At 41.6% G+C, this 14924-nt stretch carries 12 protein-coding genes; 4 read left to right on the top strand and 8 right to left on the bottom strand.

What is annotated here, in order from left to right; genetic code table 11:
• Positions 1 to 19: 19 nt before the first annotated feature.
• From ispG to A3G3_RS0102305, 5 genes are all read right to left on the bottom strand, one after another.
• On the bottom strand, positions 20 to 1147 hold the full coding sequence (ispG, locus tag A3G3_RS0102325) for a flavodoxin-dependent (E)-4-hydroxy-3-methylbut-2-enyl-diphosphate synthase (protein WP_019518939.1): 1128 nt from the start codon (positions 1145 to 1147) through the stop codon (positions 20 to 22).
• Positions 1148 to 1204: 57 nt separating this feature from the next.
• The gene (locus tag A3G3_RS0102320; RefSeq protein WP_019518938.1) at positions 1205 to 2089 is read right to left on the bottom strand and encodes a RodZ domain-containing protein; all 885 of its coding nucleotides are present in this window, start codon (positions 2087 to 2089) and stop codon (positions 1205 to 1207) included.
• A gap of 95 nt (positions 2090 to 2184) precedes the next feature.
• On the bottom strand, positions 2185 to 3078 hold the full coding sequence (gene pilW, locus A3G3_RS0102315) for a type IV pilus biogenesis/stability protein PilW (RefSeq protein WP_019518937.1): 894 nt from the start codon (positions 3076 to 3078) through the stop codon (positions 2185 to 2187).
• A gap of 218 nt (positions 3079 to 3296) precedes the next feature.
• Positions 3297 to 4490, bottom strand: coding sequence for a 23S rRNA (adenine(2503)-C(2))-methyltransferase RlmN (rlmN, locus tag A3G3_RS0102310; protein WP_019518936.1), 1194 nt, complete (start codon positions 4488 to 4490; stop codon positions 3297 to 3299).
• Between the two features lie 179 nt (positions 4491 to 4669).
• Entirely contained in the window at positions 4670 to 5851 is a 1182-nt protein-coding gene (locus tag A3G3_RS0102305) for an enoyl-CoA hydratase/isomerase family protein (protein WP_019518935.1), read from the bottom strand.
• 416 nt (positions 5852 to 6267) lie between these two features.
• Here A3G3_RS0102305 and A3G3_RS12990 point away from each other — a divergent pair, with 416 nt between their 5' ends.
• On the top strand, positions 6268 to 7767 hold the full coding sequence (locus A3G3_RS12990) for an alanine/glycine:cation symporter family protein (RefSeq protein WP_019518934.1): 1500 nt from the start codon (positions 6268 to 6270) through the stop codon (positions 7765 to 7767).
• Between the two features lie 714 nt (positions 7768 to 8481).
• Here the strand turns inward: A3G3_RS12990 and A3G3_RS0102295 are convergent.
• Positions 8482 to 10146, bottom strand: coding sequence for a cation acetate symporter (locus A3G3_RS0102295; RefSeq protein ID WP_407635254.1), 1665 nt, complete (start codon positions 10144 to 10146; stop codon positions 8482 to 8484).
• Positions 10147 to 10257: 111 nt separating this feature from the next.
• Positions 10258 to 10605, bottom strand: a complete 348-nt coding sequence (locus A3G3_RS0102290) for a DUF485 domain-containing protein (protein ID WP_019518932.1) — start codon at positions 10603 to 10605, stop codon at positions 10258 to 10260.
• 230 nt (positions 10606 to 10835) lie between these two features.
• Here A3G3_RS0102290 and queE point away from each other — a divergent pair, with 230 nt between their 5' ends.
• From queE to A3G3_RS0102275, 3 genes are all read left to right on the top strand, one after another.
• Positions 10836 to 11552, top strand: coding sequence for a 7-carboxy-7-deazaguanine synthase QueE (queE, locus tag A3G3_RS0102285; protein ID WP_019518931.1), 717 nt, complete (start codon positions 10836 to 10838; stop codon positions 11550 to 11552).
• Positions 11553 to 11798: 246 nt separating this feature from the next.
• Positions 11799 to 13049, top strand: a complete 1251-nt coding sequence (locus A3G3_RS0102280) for an HlyD family efflux transporter periplasmic adaptor subunit (protein ID WP_019518930.1) — start codon at positions 11799 to 11801, stop codon at positions 13047 to 13049.
• Between the two features lie 10 nt (positions 13050 to 13059).
• The gene (locus A3G3_RS0102275) at positions 13060 to 14604 is read left to right on the top strand and encodes a DHA2 family efflux MFS transporter permease subunit (protein ID WP_019518929.1); all 1545 of its coding nucleotides are present in this window, start codon (positions 13060 to 13062) and stop codon (positions 14602 to 14604) included.
• Here the strand turns inward: A3G3_RS0102275 and A3G3_RS0102270 are convergent, their stop codons facing one another.
• The gene (locus A3G3_RS0102270; protein WP_019518928.1) at positions 14605 to 14886 is read right to left on the bottom strand and encodes a hypothetical protein; all 282 of its coding nucleotides are present in this window, start codon (positions 14884 to 14886) and stop codon (positions 14605 to 14607) included.
• Positions 14887 to 14924: the final 38 nt, after the last annotated feature.

Raw genomic sequence — 14924 nt, 5'->3', positions numbered from 1 at the left:
ATACCAATTATTAATGTTATTATGATAAGTTTATGGTATGTATTAATTGGTGAGTACGTTTTTCCTGCAAAACTTTAACGTGTTCTCGCACCATTTGTTCAATTTCATCCACCAATTTATTGGTGTCAATCAAATGGCTTTTATCGCCATTTTTATACACCAAAGAATTGGGATTTGCCCCCACCACGCCAATATCGGCTTCTTTGGCTTCGCCCGGCCCATTAACTTTACAGCCAATCACTGATAAATCAATCGGTTCACGAATGTCCTCTAAGCGAGCTTCTAATTCATTCATCACTTTAATCACGTCAAATTCTTGACGAGAGCAAGACGGACAAGCGATAAAATTGACGCCATTGGAACGAATGCCAAGCGATTTTAAAATATCAAAACCAATTTTAACCTCTTCTTCTGGGGGACTTGCCAAGGATATCCGCATGGTGTCACCAATGCCATCAAGCAAAAGTCCGCCAAGTGCAATGGCTGATTTGACCGTGCCTGTACGATACACGCCTGCTTCGGTCACACCAAGATGTAGCGGATTATCAATCTGTGCCGAAATCAAACGATAAGCATCAAGGGTTAAAAATACATTGCTTGCCTTGACAGAAATTTTATATTCATCAAAATTATTGCGGTCTAAGATGTCAATATGACGAAGAGCGGATTCTAACATCGCCTCACCTGTCGGTTCACCATATTTTTTTTGCAAATCTTTTTCTAGCGAGCCTGCATTGACACCAATTCGCATACTAATACCGTGGTGTTTTGCACAAGCAATCACTTCACGCACTTTTTGTTCATTACCGATATTACCGGGATTGATACGCAGACAATCCGCCCCAGCTTCCGCCACTGCCAGAGCAATTTTATAATCAAAATGAATGTCCGCCACGAGCGGTACAGACACACGTTTTTTAATCTCACCAAAGGCTTTGACACTCTCCATTGTGGGCGTAGACACACGCATAAAATCCGCCCCAGCATCGACACATCGCTGAATTTGGGCGACCGTTGCATCCACATCACAGGTATCGGTATTGGTCATAGACTGCACGCTAATCGGTGCATCACCACCCACCGCCACAGAGCCAACATAGATTTTTTTAGTGTGTTTGCGTTTGATGGGGGTGTGAGGGTTTGACATGGCGGTTTCCTATTCGTTACATTTACAATTATTTTTAACAAAACTTAGATTATCAACTCATTGTAAGGTAAAATTTGCTTGGTTATTTTGGGCAAAATTGCTGATTTTAATTGGTTGTTTATTAAAATCAATATTCACATTATTGGCTTTGTCAATTTGCACGTTAAACGGTGCTTGCCCTGACAGATTATGTCCACCACGCACTTGCTCGCCTTGCAATAGCACTTTGCCTGTGGCATCGGTGATATTCACAGTCGTGTTATCTTTAATCCAAATGTCAAGCGTCGATAAACCCATCACGCCTGTCTCCGTCTCCACACCGCTCGCAGGAGCAATCGCTGACCCTGCCGTCGGCAAGCCTGCACTCGCCACCACCGTATTATTCACGCTTGTGCCAATCGCCGAACCTGTATTAGACAGTGATGCCCCTGTGGCTTGCTCTTGTGGGTTAACTTCTTGCACGGTTTCGGTGGGTTGGTTTTCATGGTGAGCATTTTTTACGGTTTTAAAAATCATCACCGCCACCGCTAACGCCACCAAAATTCCACCGACCACGAACCAATTAATTTTTACACCGCCGCGGCTATCACGCTGTAGTGTTCCCATTGGTTGTAGTGGAGCATTGTCAAAACTTTCGTGTTTTTTTCGTAACTCGCTTGGATATTGAGCATCAAAACTTTGGCTAATAATCTGTGGGTCAATCCCCAAAAACCGCCCATAATTCACCGCAAAACCACGAGCAAATGTCGGCTGTGGCAAAGCATCAAAATCCGCATTTTCCAACGCCACCAAATGCCGTTTTAGAATATGGGTTTCTTTCACCACATCGTCAAGGCTTAGCCCCTTTTTTTCACGAGCTTGTTTTAACCGCTGTCCGAGTGGGTGCGACGTGTCAACAGTCTGGGTTGACATTGCGTTTTGGGTCAGTTGATTATTTTGCATAGCTTGTCCAAAGTATTTTTACAGTTAAACTATTTAATAAAAAATATTTAATAAAATCAAAGTGATATTTATCAAAAAATTACCAAAGTGCAAACTTATTTCCACACTGCATTTGGCGTACGTAACCATTGTTTTAATTGTTTGGCTTCAGGACTGGTTGGGAATTTATCAAACAGTTGTTGACTGAATTTTTGCAATTCACTGTTACTACCCGTCAATTTTGCCAATCTCGCCCCTTGTTGCAAAGTGCGTGGGTCAAGGTATTTATCGCCCAAAATCGTCATCAAATCGCCGTGCAATTTTTTGGCGTTTAGGGTTTGCCCTTCTTTGATAAAAATCTCAATCATTTCCGAACGGGCAATCACGCTATAGCGGTTGGTATCCAAGGCTTTCGAAAAGGCTTCTTTGGCTTTGGCGGTATTATTTACCTGTAAATAGGTACGTCCCAAATTTTCCAACGCATCGGCACGCCCTTCGTAACCGAGCGTTGAGCCTGCGATTTCAAACTGGGCAATCGCTTCAGGATAGCGTTTGACTTGGGAGAGATACACGCCATAATTATTATGGGCTTGGGTAAAATTTGGGTCTAATTCAATGGCTTTTTTAAAGTAGGCTTCGGCTTTTTGCAAATTCAACGCACTGCCTTCTTGTTGTAACAGCACGCCCATCATATCATGGGCTTGCGGTGAACGTGGGTCAGATTTTAACGCTTGTTCCAGTTGGCGTTTGGCATCGTCAAGTTTATAGTCACGGATAAACTGGGCGGCAATCGCCGTGCGTGAACGGGCAATTTCTTTGGGGTCTTTTGACCAACGACTTGGATCGCTACTGGTCACCGTTTGGCTAATCACGGTTTGGTTTTGGCTACAGCCGACCGATAGCACCGCCATACCGACCGCCACGAGGGTTGCCAAGCAAGTTTTTGTCATGCGTTTTTTTATTGGAAAAACGACGTTATCAAGCGTCATACCATGATTTAATTGTTTCATTTATAAAAACCTTTAAAAAATTTTATTTAAAAAATCTAAAAAATTAAAAATCCAAGTCAAAAATAACGACCAAACCCAACGCTTTGCCAAAAGTCTGACAAATACTGCGTACTATAACAAATTTAGCCGAAAAATAACAAGCAAAAAAGCGAATTTATTGTATTTATTGGCAAAATTCACCAAACTTTCACGAAAAATTTTATCAAGCTAAACCCAATCTAAACCTTGTTCGTTTTATCATTTTGGGCAATTTTCTGTTGCCAGTTTTTCGCACGCCGTGTTCTATCTGCTACTTGTCCGACAAGTTGCCCACAGGCAGCATCAATGTCATCGCCACGAGTCTGACGAATGGTACACACAAAACCTGCGTTATTTAAAATATTGCTAAAGGCGTGAATGCGGTTATTGCTTGAGCGTTCATACGGTGCGTGCGGAAATGGATTAAATGGGATTAGATTGATTTTACTAGGTAAATCTTTTAACAATGCGACAAGCTGACGGGCATGCTCATCGCTATCATTCACCCCTGCAAGCATGACATATTCAATCGTCACGTGCTTTTTGTGGCGTGGATTTTCGTCATAGACATAGGCTTTGGCGGCTTTTATTAATTCTGCCAATGGATATTTTTTATTAATCGGCACAAGCTCATTACGCAGCTCGTCATTCGGTGCGTGAAGTGAGATTGCCAGTGCCACGTCAATATCTTTTGCCAAATTGTACATTTTTGGCACGACGCCTGAAGTAGATAGCGTCACACGCCGTTTTGACAGCCCAAAACCAAAATCATCAAGCATAATGGACATACTTGCCACCACAGGAGCGTAGTTAAGTAATGGCTCACCCATGCCCATCATCACCACATTGGTGACACGGTTTTCACGCTCGCTGACAGGCACACCTTCCATATAAGATTGATTAGCGACAAACAATTGCCCAATAATCTCACTTGGTGTTAAATCTCGCTCAAAGCCTTGTTTACCTGTACTACAAAATGAACAATCCAACGCACAGCCAACTTGACTAGAAATACACAAAGTTTTACGCCCAAACTGTTTATTATCATCAGCAGGAATGAGTACGGTTTCCACGAGCGACCCGCCCGCCACTTCAAACACCCATTTACGCGTACCGTCTTCGCTAAATTCTTTAAATTTGACTTTTGGTGGGACAACACAAGCGATATCATTTAATTTTTCTTGGAGTTTTTTTGACAAATTAGTCATTTCAAAAAAATCTGTCACACCAAATTGATAAATCCATTTCATCACCTGCGTGGCACGAAATGGTTTTTCGCCCAAGTTTTTAAAAAACTCAGTAATTTCATTTTTGCTCATGCCTAGCAAATTGGTCTTATGTGTGGTTAAGTCGTTGGCAAATTGGTTTGGGTCAATGACGACAATTTTATTCATACAAAAGTTTCATAAATTGGTTAAAATAGCAAAAATTGGCTAAACCACCTATTATACCAATATTTTTCAGTTTATATACCAATATTTTTCAGTTTATCAAAATTTCGCCGATATTTATTTTTAACCGATTTTCAAACAAAAAATTTTATAAAATTTTTAATCAAATAATTTAATTAAACTTACAAAACTAACACGTCATCACCTTGCCAAACATTGCTAAAATGGGCGTTGATATAGTCATCAGCGATCACTGACAGAGATTTGTGCCACGTTGGATTTTTGTCTTTATCCACCAACAACGCTCGCACGCCTTCACGAAAATCAGGAAAATGACAGCAATGAATGGCGGTATTGAGTTCAATTTGTAAAATCTCAGACAGTGATAACGTTTTGACCCGATAAAATAACGCATGGGTCAACCTTGCAGTGACAGGACAGCCGTTTTGGTAGGTATGGATAGCTTCTACAAGCCATTTATCTTGACAAAATTTTGCCATAAATTCTTTGTCTTTCAATAAATTATCAATCGCCAACATATCCCCTGCATTGACAATCTTTTGTAAGGTTTGCCAATGTTTTAACACATTGCTACTCGGCAAATGTTCGGTTGTGTGTAACTGACTTAGGGTATGGCTGACGACAGCTTTGGCATCGCCTTGTTGCCAATTAGCCGTTTGTAAGGTCTTTAAAATAGTAGATTTTTGTTCACTTTTTAACGAAAATTCTGCCACATTACACAGTAACGCATCGCTGGCGTTGCCGTTTGCCCCTGTTAATCCAAAAAATAAACCGATTTGGGCGGGCATTTTTTGCAAAAACCAACTGCCTGTCGCATCAGGGAATAGACCAATGTTGACTTCTGGCATAGCAAAGCGGGTAGTTTCGGTAACGATGCGATGACTACAAGTCGCCACCAAGCCCAAACCACCGCCCATCACAATGCCACTCGCCCATGCGATAATTGGTTTAGGGTAGCTTGCCATATAGCGGTTTAGGCGGTATTCATTGACAAAAAATGCTTCAGCATAGTCTAAATTTGACGGCAAATGAATCGACTGTGGTTCGCTCATCGCAGGGCGTTGTATTATGCTGTCATAAATTTTTCGGATATTGCCTCCTGCACAAAACGCCTTTTCGCCTGTGCCTTGTAAAAAAATCGCTACAACTTGCGGTTGTTGCTCCCAAATCTGTAATTGTTGAAAAATTTGTTGACACATGGTCAAATCAACCGCATTTAATGCTTTTGGGGCGTTGAGCGTAATGACACCCAAATAATGACCGTCATTGGTCGGCAAGGTGTCAAATAATACAGGGTCTTGGGCGGTTTGACCGATTTGATTGGTTTCGTTTGGTTGGTTCATGCTATTTCCTTATAAAATAAACGGTATGAAAACCTTTATTTTGCTAAATTTTTTGGGATTAAGCAAGTCATTTTGATAGTTAAATTGAATTGTATGTGAGATAACCTAAAAGAGAATGTCTATTCCAAAAAGCGTTTTAAGGAAACATGCAAGTTAATGCCCGCTCTGTCAAACAATTTTTAAAAAAAAGAGCCATCTTTAGCCTGTTTTCATAGAATAATAAGCTCTTATTGATAAATATTGATGACTCTATTGGTTGACATTTTTTTTAAAAATTTTATGCAAATAAACATTGCAAAATTTATTTTTTTGTTTAATACTATTTCAATGTGTTAGCATTTGCAATATTTTGTAAGTAATGAATACGAATGCTAATAGAATGTCTTGTATGGCAACCAAAGGAAGCAGGAGGGTATATGGCCTTAGAGGCACTGGTTGGGAAAATTAATGATGTAATGTGGAGCCCTGTGTTTATTGCAATTTGCTTGGGCGTGGGATTGTGGTTTTCGTTGCGTGGACGTTTTTTGCAATTACGTCACTTTGGCAATATGATTAAATTGCTTATAGACGGCAAAAGCACGGACCAAGGCGTGTCATCGTTTCAGGCGTTGGCAATGAGTTTGGCAGGACGTGTCGGCACAGGGAACATCGCAGGGGTGGCAACCGCCATTACCTTTGGTGGACCGGGTGCATTGTTTTGGATGTGGATGGTGGCATTTTTCGGGGCGAGTACTGCCTTTGTTGAGTCCACGTTGGCACAGATTTATAAAGAAAAAGACGAAAATGGCTTTTTTATCGGCGGTCCTGCCTATTATTTTGAGAAAGGATTGGGTAAAAAATGGTATGGTGTGTTATTTGCCTTATCTACCTTTGTGGCTTCAGGGTTGTTGTTACCAGGTGTACAGGCCAACTCAATTGCAGATGCGATGAATAACTCATTGGGTATTTCTCCCACAGTAACTGCCGCTATTTTGACCATTTTGGTTGGCTTTATTATCTTTGGTGGGGTAAAACGGATTGCATCAGCTGCCGAATTAATCGTACCATTTATGGCATTGGCGTATATTATCGTGGCGGTGGTAATTGTGCTTATGCACATTCATCAGTTACCTGATGTATTGGCATTGGTCTTCCGTTCTGCCTTTGGTTTAGACGCAGGCTTTGGAGCAGTGCTAGGATTGGCAATCCAATGGGGGGTGAAACGTGGTCTATACTCTAATGAAGCAGGCCAAGGTACAGGTCCACATCCATCAGCAGCAGCCGACGTATCACACCCTGCCAAACAAGGCTTGGTACAAGCGTTCTCGGTGTATGTGGATACGTTGTTCGTATGTTCGGCAACAGGTTTTATGTTGTTAATCACAGGCATGTATAACGTGCAAGACCCAACCAATAAAGACGCTTATCTCTACTACGGCGTACAAGGCGTATCCGCAGGACCAGGTTATGTACAAACGGCCATGGAAAACATCATGCCTGGATTTGGTTCGGTATTCGTGGCGATTGCGTTGTTTTTCTTTGCTTTTACCACGATTATGGCGTACTACTACTATGCCGAAACCAACATCCGTTATTTGCAACGCACGTTAAAAATGGACTGGGCAGTGCCTGTACTAAAAATTATATTTTTGGCGGTGGTAGTGTATGGTAGTATCAAAACCGCTGATTTGGCTTGGGCATTAGGCGATGTGGGCGTTGGCTTGACTTCATGGTTAAACATCATCGGTATTTTGTTATTGCAAAAACCTGCTTTTGCTGCCTTACGTGATTATGAACGACAAGTGAAAGAAGGCAAAGATCCTATTTATGATGCCGAAAATTGTGGTGTGCATAATGCACCAATTTGGCAAGAAATCGCGGAAAAATACCGTCAAGAAGCGATTGAACATCCTGAAAAACTACATTTTGTGCCATAATTTATCGTTTTTAGCTTTGTGATAAAACTTTACAAAACCCATTACTTTTGTAATGGGTTTTATTTTTTACCTAAGTAAAACTTAAAAAATAATAACCTGCCCAAGTTGTCAAAACCGATTTTTTGCTCCATTATATCAGCATACCATCGTGTTCTTTTCGTCCTGTTAAAAAACAATCATACCGAGCAATTTTAAGGATAAATTACCCCAAAATATTGGATTTTTATGCTATTTTTGACGTATAGTAAGTTGAACTCAAAATGCACCGCATTAGGTTTTCCGCTCAAAGTGAGCTTGTCGAACCATAACGGAAAGCGGTTCACCCTTTTATTTCGGTTAAAAATCCTAAAAAACGTTATTTTTAAGCTGTTTAACGCCGAAATAACGGCTGAAAATTTGCGGTTATTAATGATTATTACGATAGTGGTTGGCGTGATTATTACAATAATTATCCACTTAGTTTAGCACCGATTTTACAATCGCACGGATATTTACCCACTATTTCTGAAGATTTAGTTTATCATTACAAGCCATTTATCCAAGGCATGGATAACCTTGCTACCGTTAATTTGGTTAACCTGTGGCGTTATCGGCATTTATGTAAAAAATTACCGCTTATTTCACGCAAACACATGGTAACAAAAACCCTAAACTAACTTTGGTTAATTTAGGGTTTAAACGATTAACGTTTTGATAATTTTAACAATTCATCAATTAGTGGTCAGAGGCTTTTGCCGCACCGATGCCTGTTAATGAACGTACATACTGGGCATCAAATCCATCTTTATCAATAGCAGCTCGTGGTGATTTATCCGTAATTGACACAATCCATGCCACAAAGAATGCAATTGGCATACTAAAAATCGCAGGATTTTTGTATGGAAAAATCGCCGATTCGTGGTGCATTACATCTACCCATACGGTTGGACCTAGCACGATTAATACTGCCGCTGCAATTAACCCTGCAAATCCACCAAACACCGCACCTTTTGTGGTTAAACCACTCCAGAACATGGACAATAACAAGATTGGGAAGTTTGCTGATGCGGCCACCGCAAAGGCAAGACCAACCATAAATGCGATGTTTTGTTGTTCAAAGGCAATACCTAAAACCACCGCAATCACACCCAATGCCATAACCGTCATACGTGAGACTTTTAACTCATCTTCGTGGCTGACTTGACCTTTTTTGATAACTTCGGCATAGATGTCATGGCTTACTGCTGACGCACCCGATAAGGTCAAGCCTGCAACCACCGCCAAAATCGTGGCAAATGCAACGGCAGAGATAAAGCCTAAAAACATATTACCACCAACAACTTCAGCCAAGTGAATAGCTGTCATATTAGTACCACCAATCATTTGTACCACTTCTTTGCCATCTTTAACGACTGTTTCAAAGAAATGTGGATTATCTTTGGTGACAAGTAGGATACCGCCAAAACCAATTACGAACGTTAATAGGTAAAAATAACCGATAAAACCTGTGGCAACGAGTACTGATTTACGAGCTTCCGCCGCATCAGGAACAGTGAAGAAACGCATTAAAATATGTGGCAATCCTGCTGTACCGAACATTAAGGCTAAGCCTAATGACACCGCATCAATCGGGTTTGAGGCAAGGCTACCAGGTGCCATGATTTTCGTGCCTTTTTCATGTACAGCAGTGGCTTGACGGAACATCTCTTCTGGGCTAAAACCGACATGATACAATACCGCAATCGCCATAAATGACGCACCCGATAGCAACAACACTGCTTTGATAATCTGCACCCATGTAGTGGCTAACATACCACCAAACAGCACATATGCCATCATCAGCACGCCAACGATAATCACCGCCCAAATGTAATTTAAGCCAAAAAGTAGCTGGATTAATTTACCTGCACCCACCATTTGAGCAATTAAGTAAACGAGTACCACAATCATCGTGCCAGAGGCCGCAAAAATGCGAACAGGTGTTTGGGCAAAACGGTAAGATGCCACATCCGCAAAGGTAAATTTACCCAAGTTACGCAGACGTTCAGCGATTAAGAATAGCACCAAAGGCCAACCAATCAAAAAGCCTGTCGAGTATAACAGTCCATCATAACCGTTGGTGAACACCATCGCAGAAATACCCAAAAACGACGCAGCTGACATAAAGTCACCTGCAATCGCCAGACCATTTTTAAAGCCTGAAATCCCACCACCTGCGGTATAAAAGTCACTGGCAGTTTGGTTTTGTTTCGATGCCCAAAAAGTAATGCCAAGTGTACCCAAAACGAATAGGACAAACATCCCAATCGCCGCTAGGTTTAATGGTTGCTTTTCAACTTCACCTGCTATAGCATCAGCAAATGCGAGTGAGGACACTGACAACATTGCCATCATTGGCATGACTTTTGTCAGCAAAGATTGTGTGAATTTTTTCATAAAATTTCCTTATATCCCTGAAATTTAGCTTGCTTAATAAAAATACTTTTTTATTAACATCCTGCACGCTAAACCTTAATGGGCATTGGTTACCACAGGTGGCTTTTCTTGTTTTAAATCCAAATCACTCATGACTTTTTTGGTCAAATCATCAAATTCGCCGTTGGCTTTATAGACATAAATTGCGGTGATAATAATTGAAAAGAAAATCACAAATAAGCCCCAATAAATGCCAATCGTAGTAACTTTGCCAGCTGCCACAGGCGTACCAAATAGGGCAGGATTTGTCCCAACCATAATAATATAGCTAAAATACACCACTAAGGTTAATAGCGTAAAGGCAAGCCCAAGTTTGGATTTTTTGCTTTCCATTAATTTAAAAGAGGGGTGATTTTTGATTTGTTCAAGTTGATTGTCGTTCATGACTTGCTCCTTGCAAAAACGAAAGTAAAGAGTTTCCTTAAGCTAACTGCCATGTTACCCAAATTTTTCTCAGTTGACAAGTATTTTTAGCATTTTTTTGCCAAGATTTAAAAAAAATTTTGATAAATACTGCCACAACTTGCCAATTATCCCCAAAAAACTTGGTGAAATTTTACAATATTTATTAAAAATTTGTTAAAATAACCAATTTTTTAAACAATTATATCAATATGAGCCATTCATTACGAACCCCACTTATCCCTACGACTGACCCAAATGCAGGGCTAAAAGTCAGCGAAATTTTTTATTCATTACAAGGTGAAGCATTAACCGCAGGTTTACCAACGATTTTTATTCGTTTGACAGGTTGTCCTCTCCGCTGTGTGTACTGTGATACGACTTATGCGTTTAGTGGTGGTGAGCGTTTTTCCTTAATAGATATTTTAGAAAAAGCACAAAGATTTCAGTGCAAACGCATCTGTTTAACAGGGGGTGAGCCACTCGCCCAACCCAATGCCATTGCCTTAATGAAGCTATTATTAGAACACGGCTACGAACTTTCGCTCGAAACCGCAGGGGCGTTGTCGGTAAAAAATGTACCTGTGGCGGTATCAAAAGTCATGGATTTAAAAACCCCAAGTTCGGGCGAAGTGGATAAAAATCTGTGGGAAAATTTGGCATATTTGACCAAACATGACCAGCTAAAGCTCGTGATTATGAACCGTGCTGATTATGACTGGGCAAAGCAAAAACTGTTTGAACACGCGTTGCACCACAAAGTTGGCACGGTTTGGTTTTCACCGATGTTTAACATTGATGAGGCTCAACGTGGCGATGTACCGAGCCTTGCAACTGAGCTTGCCGAATGGATTTTGGCGGATAATTTGCCTGTACGTTTGCAATTGCAACTACATAAAATCATTTGGGCGGATGCGAAAGGCAAATAATGCTTAAGAACTTTTTGCTCAAGTTGATACAGAAATTTTAGCGAACATTGTCATTCTTGTTAAAGTTTTGCAATATTTTTAAGCAAAATATTGCTTATGCAATAACTGCATTGTATTTTGATGCTTGTTTTATCAAATATTAAAGCGTATATTAGCGAGTTATTTTTTCGTTAAAACTTATCCGCTTAATTCCATCATCCGGTTGCTTGCAGTCGGATTTTTTGGGTTTAGTCAAAGGAAAATGGTATGGCAGAACAGGTTCATTTGACCGCTAACAACACCACCGCTCAAAAAAATCGCCGTAGCAATCTGATTATTTTTACCCTAATTTTGTTGGTCATTGCGTTGATTGTGGCTTTTTTTTATTTTACCCAGTGGCGGTATCACATTAGCACCGAAGATGCGTATGTTAATGGCAATCAGGTGCAAATTACGTCCCAAATCACAGGTGTAGTGCAAGCAATTGGCGTGAATGATACCGATATGGTAAAAAGTGGGCAATTGTTGGTTGCGTTGGATAAGACAGACAATAGTTTGGCATTGGAAACCGCTCAAGCTCAGTTAAAAACCGCTATACGTCAGTTTAAAATCCAATCGGTAAGTGTGGGTCAAGCCGATGCCAGTATCACCCAAGCTCAAACCGCTTTTAACGAGATTAACAGCCAAATTGACACGGCAAAAGTGGCGTTAAAGACCGCCCAAGCCGACTATCAACGCCGTGCCCAACTGGTGAAAATGAATGCGGTTTCCCAAGAAGAGTTACAGCACGCCGCTGATAAAGTGGCGACCGCTCAAGCCCAACTTGAGGTATCATTGGCAAAACAAAACACCGCTAAAACTGCCATTGCCACCGCCAAAGCCCAACGCAACACCACGCTTGCCAACATCGGCGATAGCAACGTGCTAAACCAACCTGCGGTACAATCAGCGATTACCAATATCCAAAATGCGTGGCTTAACCTTACTCGTACCCAAATCACTGCCCCTGTGGATGGGCAAGTTGCTCGCCGTAGCGTTCAGCTTGGGCAAAAAATCAACGCAGGTACGCCATTAATGGTAATTGTGCCTTTGCATGATTTATGGGTGGATGCCAATTTTAAAGAAAATCAGCTCAAAGATATCCGAATTGGGCAAAAAGTGTTGTTAAAATCTGACCTATATGGCGATGAAGTGGAATATCACGGCAAAGTGGTGGGACTGTCAGCAGGAACTGGCAGTGCGTTTTCGGCATTGCCTGCCCAAAATGCAACGGGTAACTGGATTAAAGTTACCCAACGGGTGCCTGTACGCATTGCTCTTGATGAGCAAGAAGTCGCTAAACATCCCCTACGTGTGGGCTTGAGTATGCACGCTGAGATTGACAGTCGAGATGCGGTCAATCAGCCACAAGTCGCCACTGCAACCGCCAATACCAAGCCTGTGGCGGTGATGACTGTCCAAGCTGATATGACAGGGGCACAACAAATCATCGAACAAATCTTACACGATAGCAAATAAGGGGCAACTCATGGCAGATGCTATCGCACCTCAAAGCCCAAACCCAGCCTTTAGCCTACCGCCTTTGTCAGGGACGCCACTGGTGATTACCACTTTTGCTTTATCAATGGCGGTATTTATGATGGTGCTAGATTCGACCATCGCTAACGTTGCCTTGCCAACTATTGCAGGGGATTTGGGTGCAGCAACATCGCAAGGTACATGGGTGATTACTATGTTTGCCGTTGCCAATGCGATTTCCATTCCCTTGACGGGCTGGCTCGCTCGTCAGTTTGGTTCGGTAAAAGTATTTTTGTGGTCGGCAAGTTTGTTTGTGTTTTGCTCGTGGCTATGTGGCATTTCCCACAGTCTACCCATGCTGATTGGGGCAAGGATGGCACAAGGGGCGGTCGCAGGTCCGATGATTCCGCTGTCGCAAGCCTTGTTATTACAGGCATTCCCAAGAGAAAAGCACGCCATGGCGTTAGGATTGTTTGCCATGGTCGTAGTGACTGCACCGATTTTAGGTCCGATTTTGGGTGGTTATTTGGTGGATAACTACCATTGGGGTTGGATATTTTTTATTAATATTCCGATTGGTGTTGTGGCGATTGTGTTGGCATGGCAACAGCTCAAAAATCGTGAAACCCCCATTCACAAGACTAAAGTTGATGTCATTGGCTTAACTTTACTCGTGGTTGGTGTCGGTGCATTGCAGTTTTTTCTCGACCGTGGTAAAGAGTTGGATTGGTTCGCATCGAGCGAGATTATCCTTTTGGCATTGGTCAGTGTATTGGGCTTAGCGTATTTGGTAATCTGGGAACGTGGTGAAAAGTTTCCGATTATTGATTTATCCCTGTTTGCGGACCGTAATTTTACCATTGGCACAGTGGTGATTAGCCTTGCGTTTTTACTGTATATGGGGGCGATTGTGCTGTTGCCTGTTATGCTCCAACAGACGATGGGCTACACGGCGATTTGGGCAGGACTTGCCGCTGCTCCGATTGGAATTTTTCCTGTGCTTTTAACGCCGATTATCGGTAAATACGCACGTAGCGTGGATATGCGGATTTTAGTGACCTTAAGTTTTATCGTGTATGCTAGCACATTTATTTGGCGAAGTGAGTTTAATCCGCAGATGGCTTTTTGGGATGTGTTTTGGCCGCAGTTGATTCAAGGGATTGGCACAGCGATGTTTTTTATGCCTTTGACCACCATTGCTTTGTCAAATGTGCCGATGCACAAAATGGCATCAGCGACAGGATTATTTACTTTTGTGCGGACGTTAGCGGGCGGGATTGGGGCATCGCTCGTGATGACGGTATGGGATAGACGCTCTGTGTTGCACCATGCGTATCTCACCGAAACAGTATCCAATGGTTCAAACGCCCAAGCCTTGATTGCACAACTTGAAGCGACTGGCATGACCCACCAACAAGCTTTGACTTACCTTAATCAAAACATCACCCAGCAAGCATTAATTATTGGTTCAAATGACGTATTTTATGCGTTTGGTTTCATCTTTTTATTATTAATTGGCTTGATTTGGTTGGCAAAACCCCCGTTTCACCATTAATTATAAAAATGGATTTGCCACTTCAGTTACATTCGCTTTATATTTGGCAACAGTTTGCGAGTGTTCAGTATTTTCGGCATCTTTTTGTTGTAAATATGCCACAATATTGGCAAATTGTTGCTGTAATTGCATGGCTAATTCAAGGCTTTGACGGTCAAGATAAAAAGTCGCATTGCCATAAAAATTCACTTGTTCACCTTGATTTTCAAAGGTTAACTCGCCTGTTTCGCCTTCCACGCTGACACTTTGGCTATCATTTGCAAACGGTTGAAAATTTTTCATTCTTTTATCTTTTTAAGTTGTCTTATCAAAATTATTTC

Origin of the sequence: Moraxella boevrei DSM 14165 (assembly GCF_000379845.1) — a bacterium.
GTDB lineage: Bacteria > Pseudomonadota > Gammaproteobacteria > Pseudomonadales > Moraxellaceae > Faucicola > Faucicola boevrei.
This window is presented reverse-complemented; position numbering and strand designations above follow the sequence as displayed.

What these genes read in the sequence shown, in the direction of transcription:
- A3G3_RS0102275 (WP_019518929.1), top strand. Translation starts at nt 13,060, where the DNA reads ATGGCAGATGCTATCGCACCTCAAAGCCCAAACCCAGCCTTTAGCCTA.
- A3G3_RS0102280 (WP_019518930.1), top strand. Translation starts at nt 11,799, where the DNA reads ATGGCAGAACAGGTTCATTTGACCGCTAACAACACCACCGCTCAAAAA.
- A3G3_RS0102270 (WP_019518928.1), bottom strand. Translation starts at nt 14,886, where the DNA reads ATGAAAAATTTTCAACCGTTTGCAAATGATAGCCAAAGTGTCAGCGTG.
- A3G3_RS0102290 (WP_019518932.1), bottom strand. Translation starts at nt 10,605, where the DNA reads ATGAACGACAATCAACTTGAACAAATCAAAAATCACCCCTCTTTTAAA.
- ispG (WP_019518939.1), bottom strand. Translation starts at nt 1,147, where the DNA reads ATGTCAAACCCTCACACCCCCATCAAACGCAAACACACTAAAAAAATC.
- rlmN (WP_019518936.1), bottom strand. Translation starts at nt 4,490, where the DNA reads ATGAATAAAATTGTCGTCATTGACCCAAACCAATTTGCCAACGACTTA.
- A3G3_RS12990 (WP_019518934.1), top strand. Translation starts at nt 6,268, where the DNA reads ATGGCCTTAGAGGCACTGGTTGGGAAAATTAATGATGTAATGTGGAGC.
- pilW (WP_019518937.1), bottom strand. Translation starts at nt 3,078, where the DNA reads ATGAAACAATTAAATCATGGTATGACGCTTGATAACGTCGTTTTTCCA.
- queE (WP_019518931.1), top strand. Translation starts at nt 10,836, where the DNA reads ATGAGCCATTCATTACGAACCCCACTTATCCCTACGACTGACCCAAAT.
- A3G3_RS0102295 (WP_407635254.1), bottom strand. Translation starts at nt 10,146, where the DNA reads ATGCCAATGATGGCAATGTTGTCAGTGTCCTCACTCGCATTTGCTGAT.
- A3G3_RS0102305 (WP_019518935.1), bottom strand. Translation starts at nt 5,851, where the DNA reads ATGAACCAACCAAACGAAACCAATCAAATCGGTCAAACCGCCCAAGAC.
- A3G3_RS0102320 (WP_019518938.1), bottom strand. Translation starts at nt 2,089, where the DNA reads ATGCAAAATAATCAACTGACCCAAAACGCAATGTCAACCCAGACTGTT.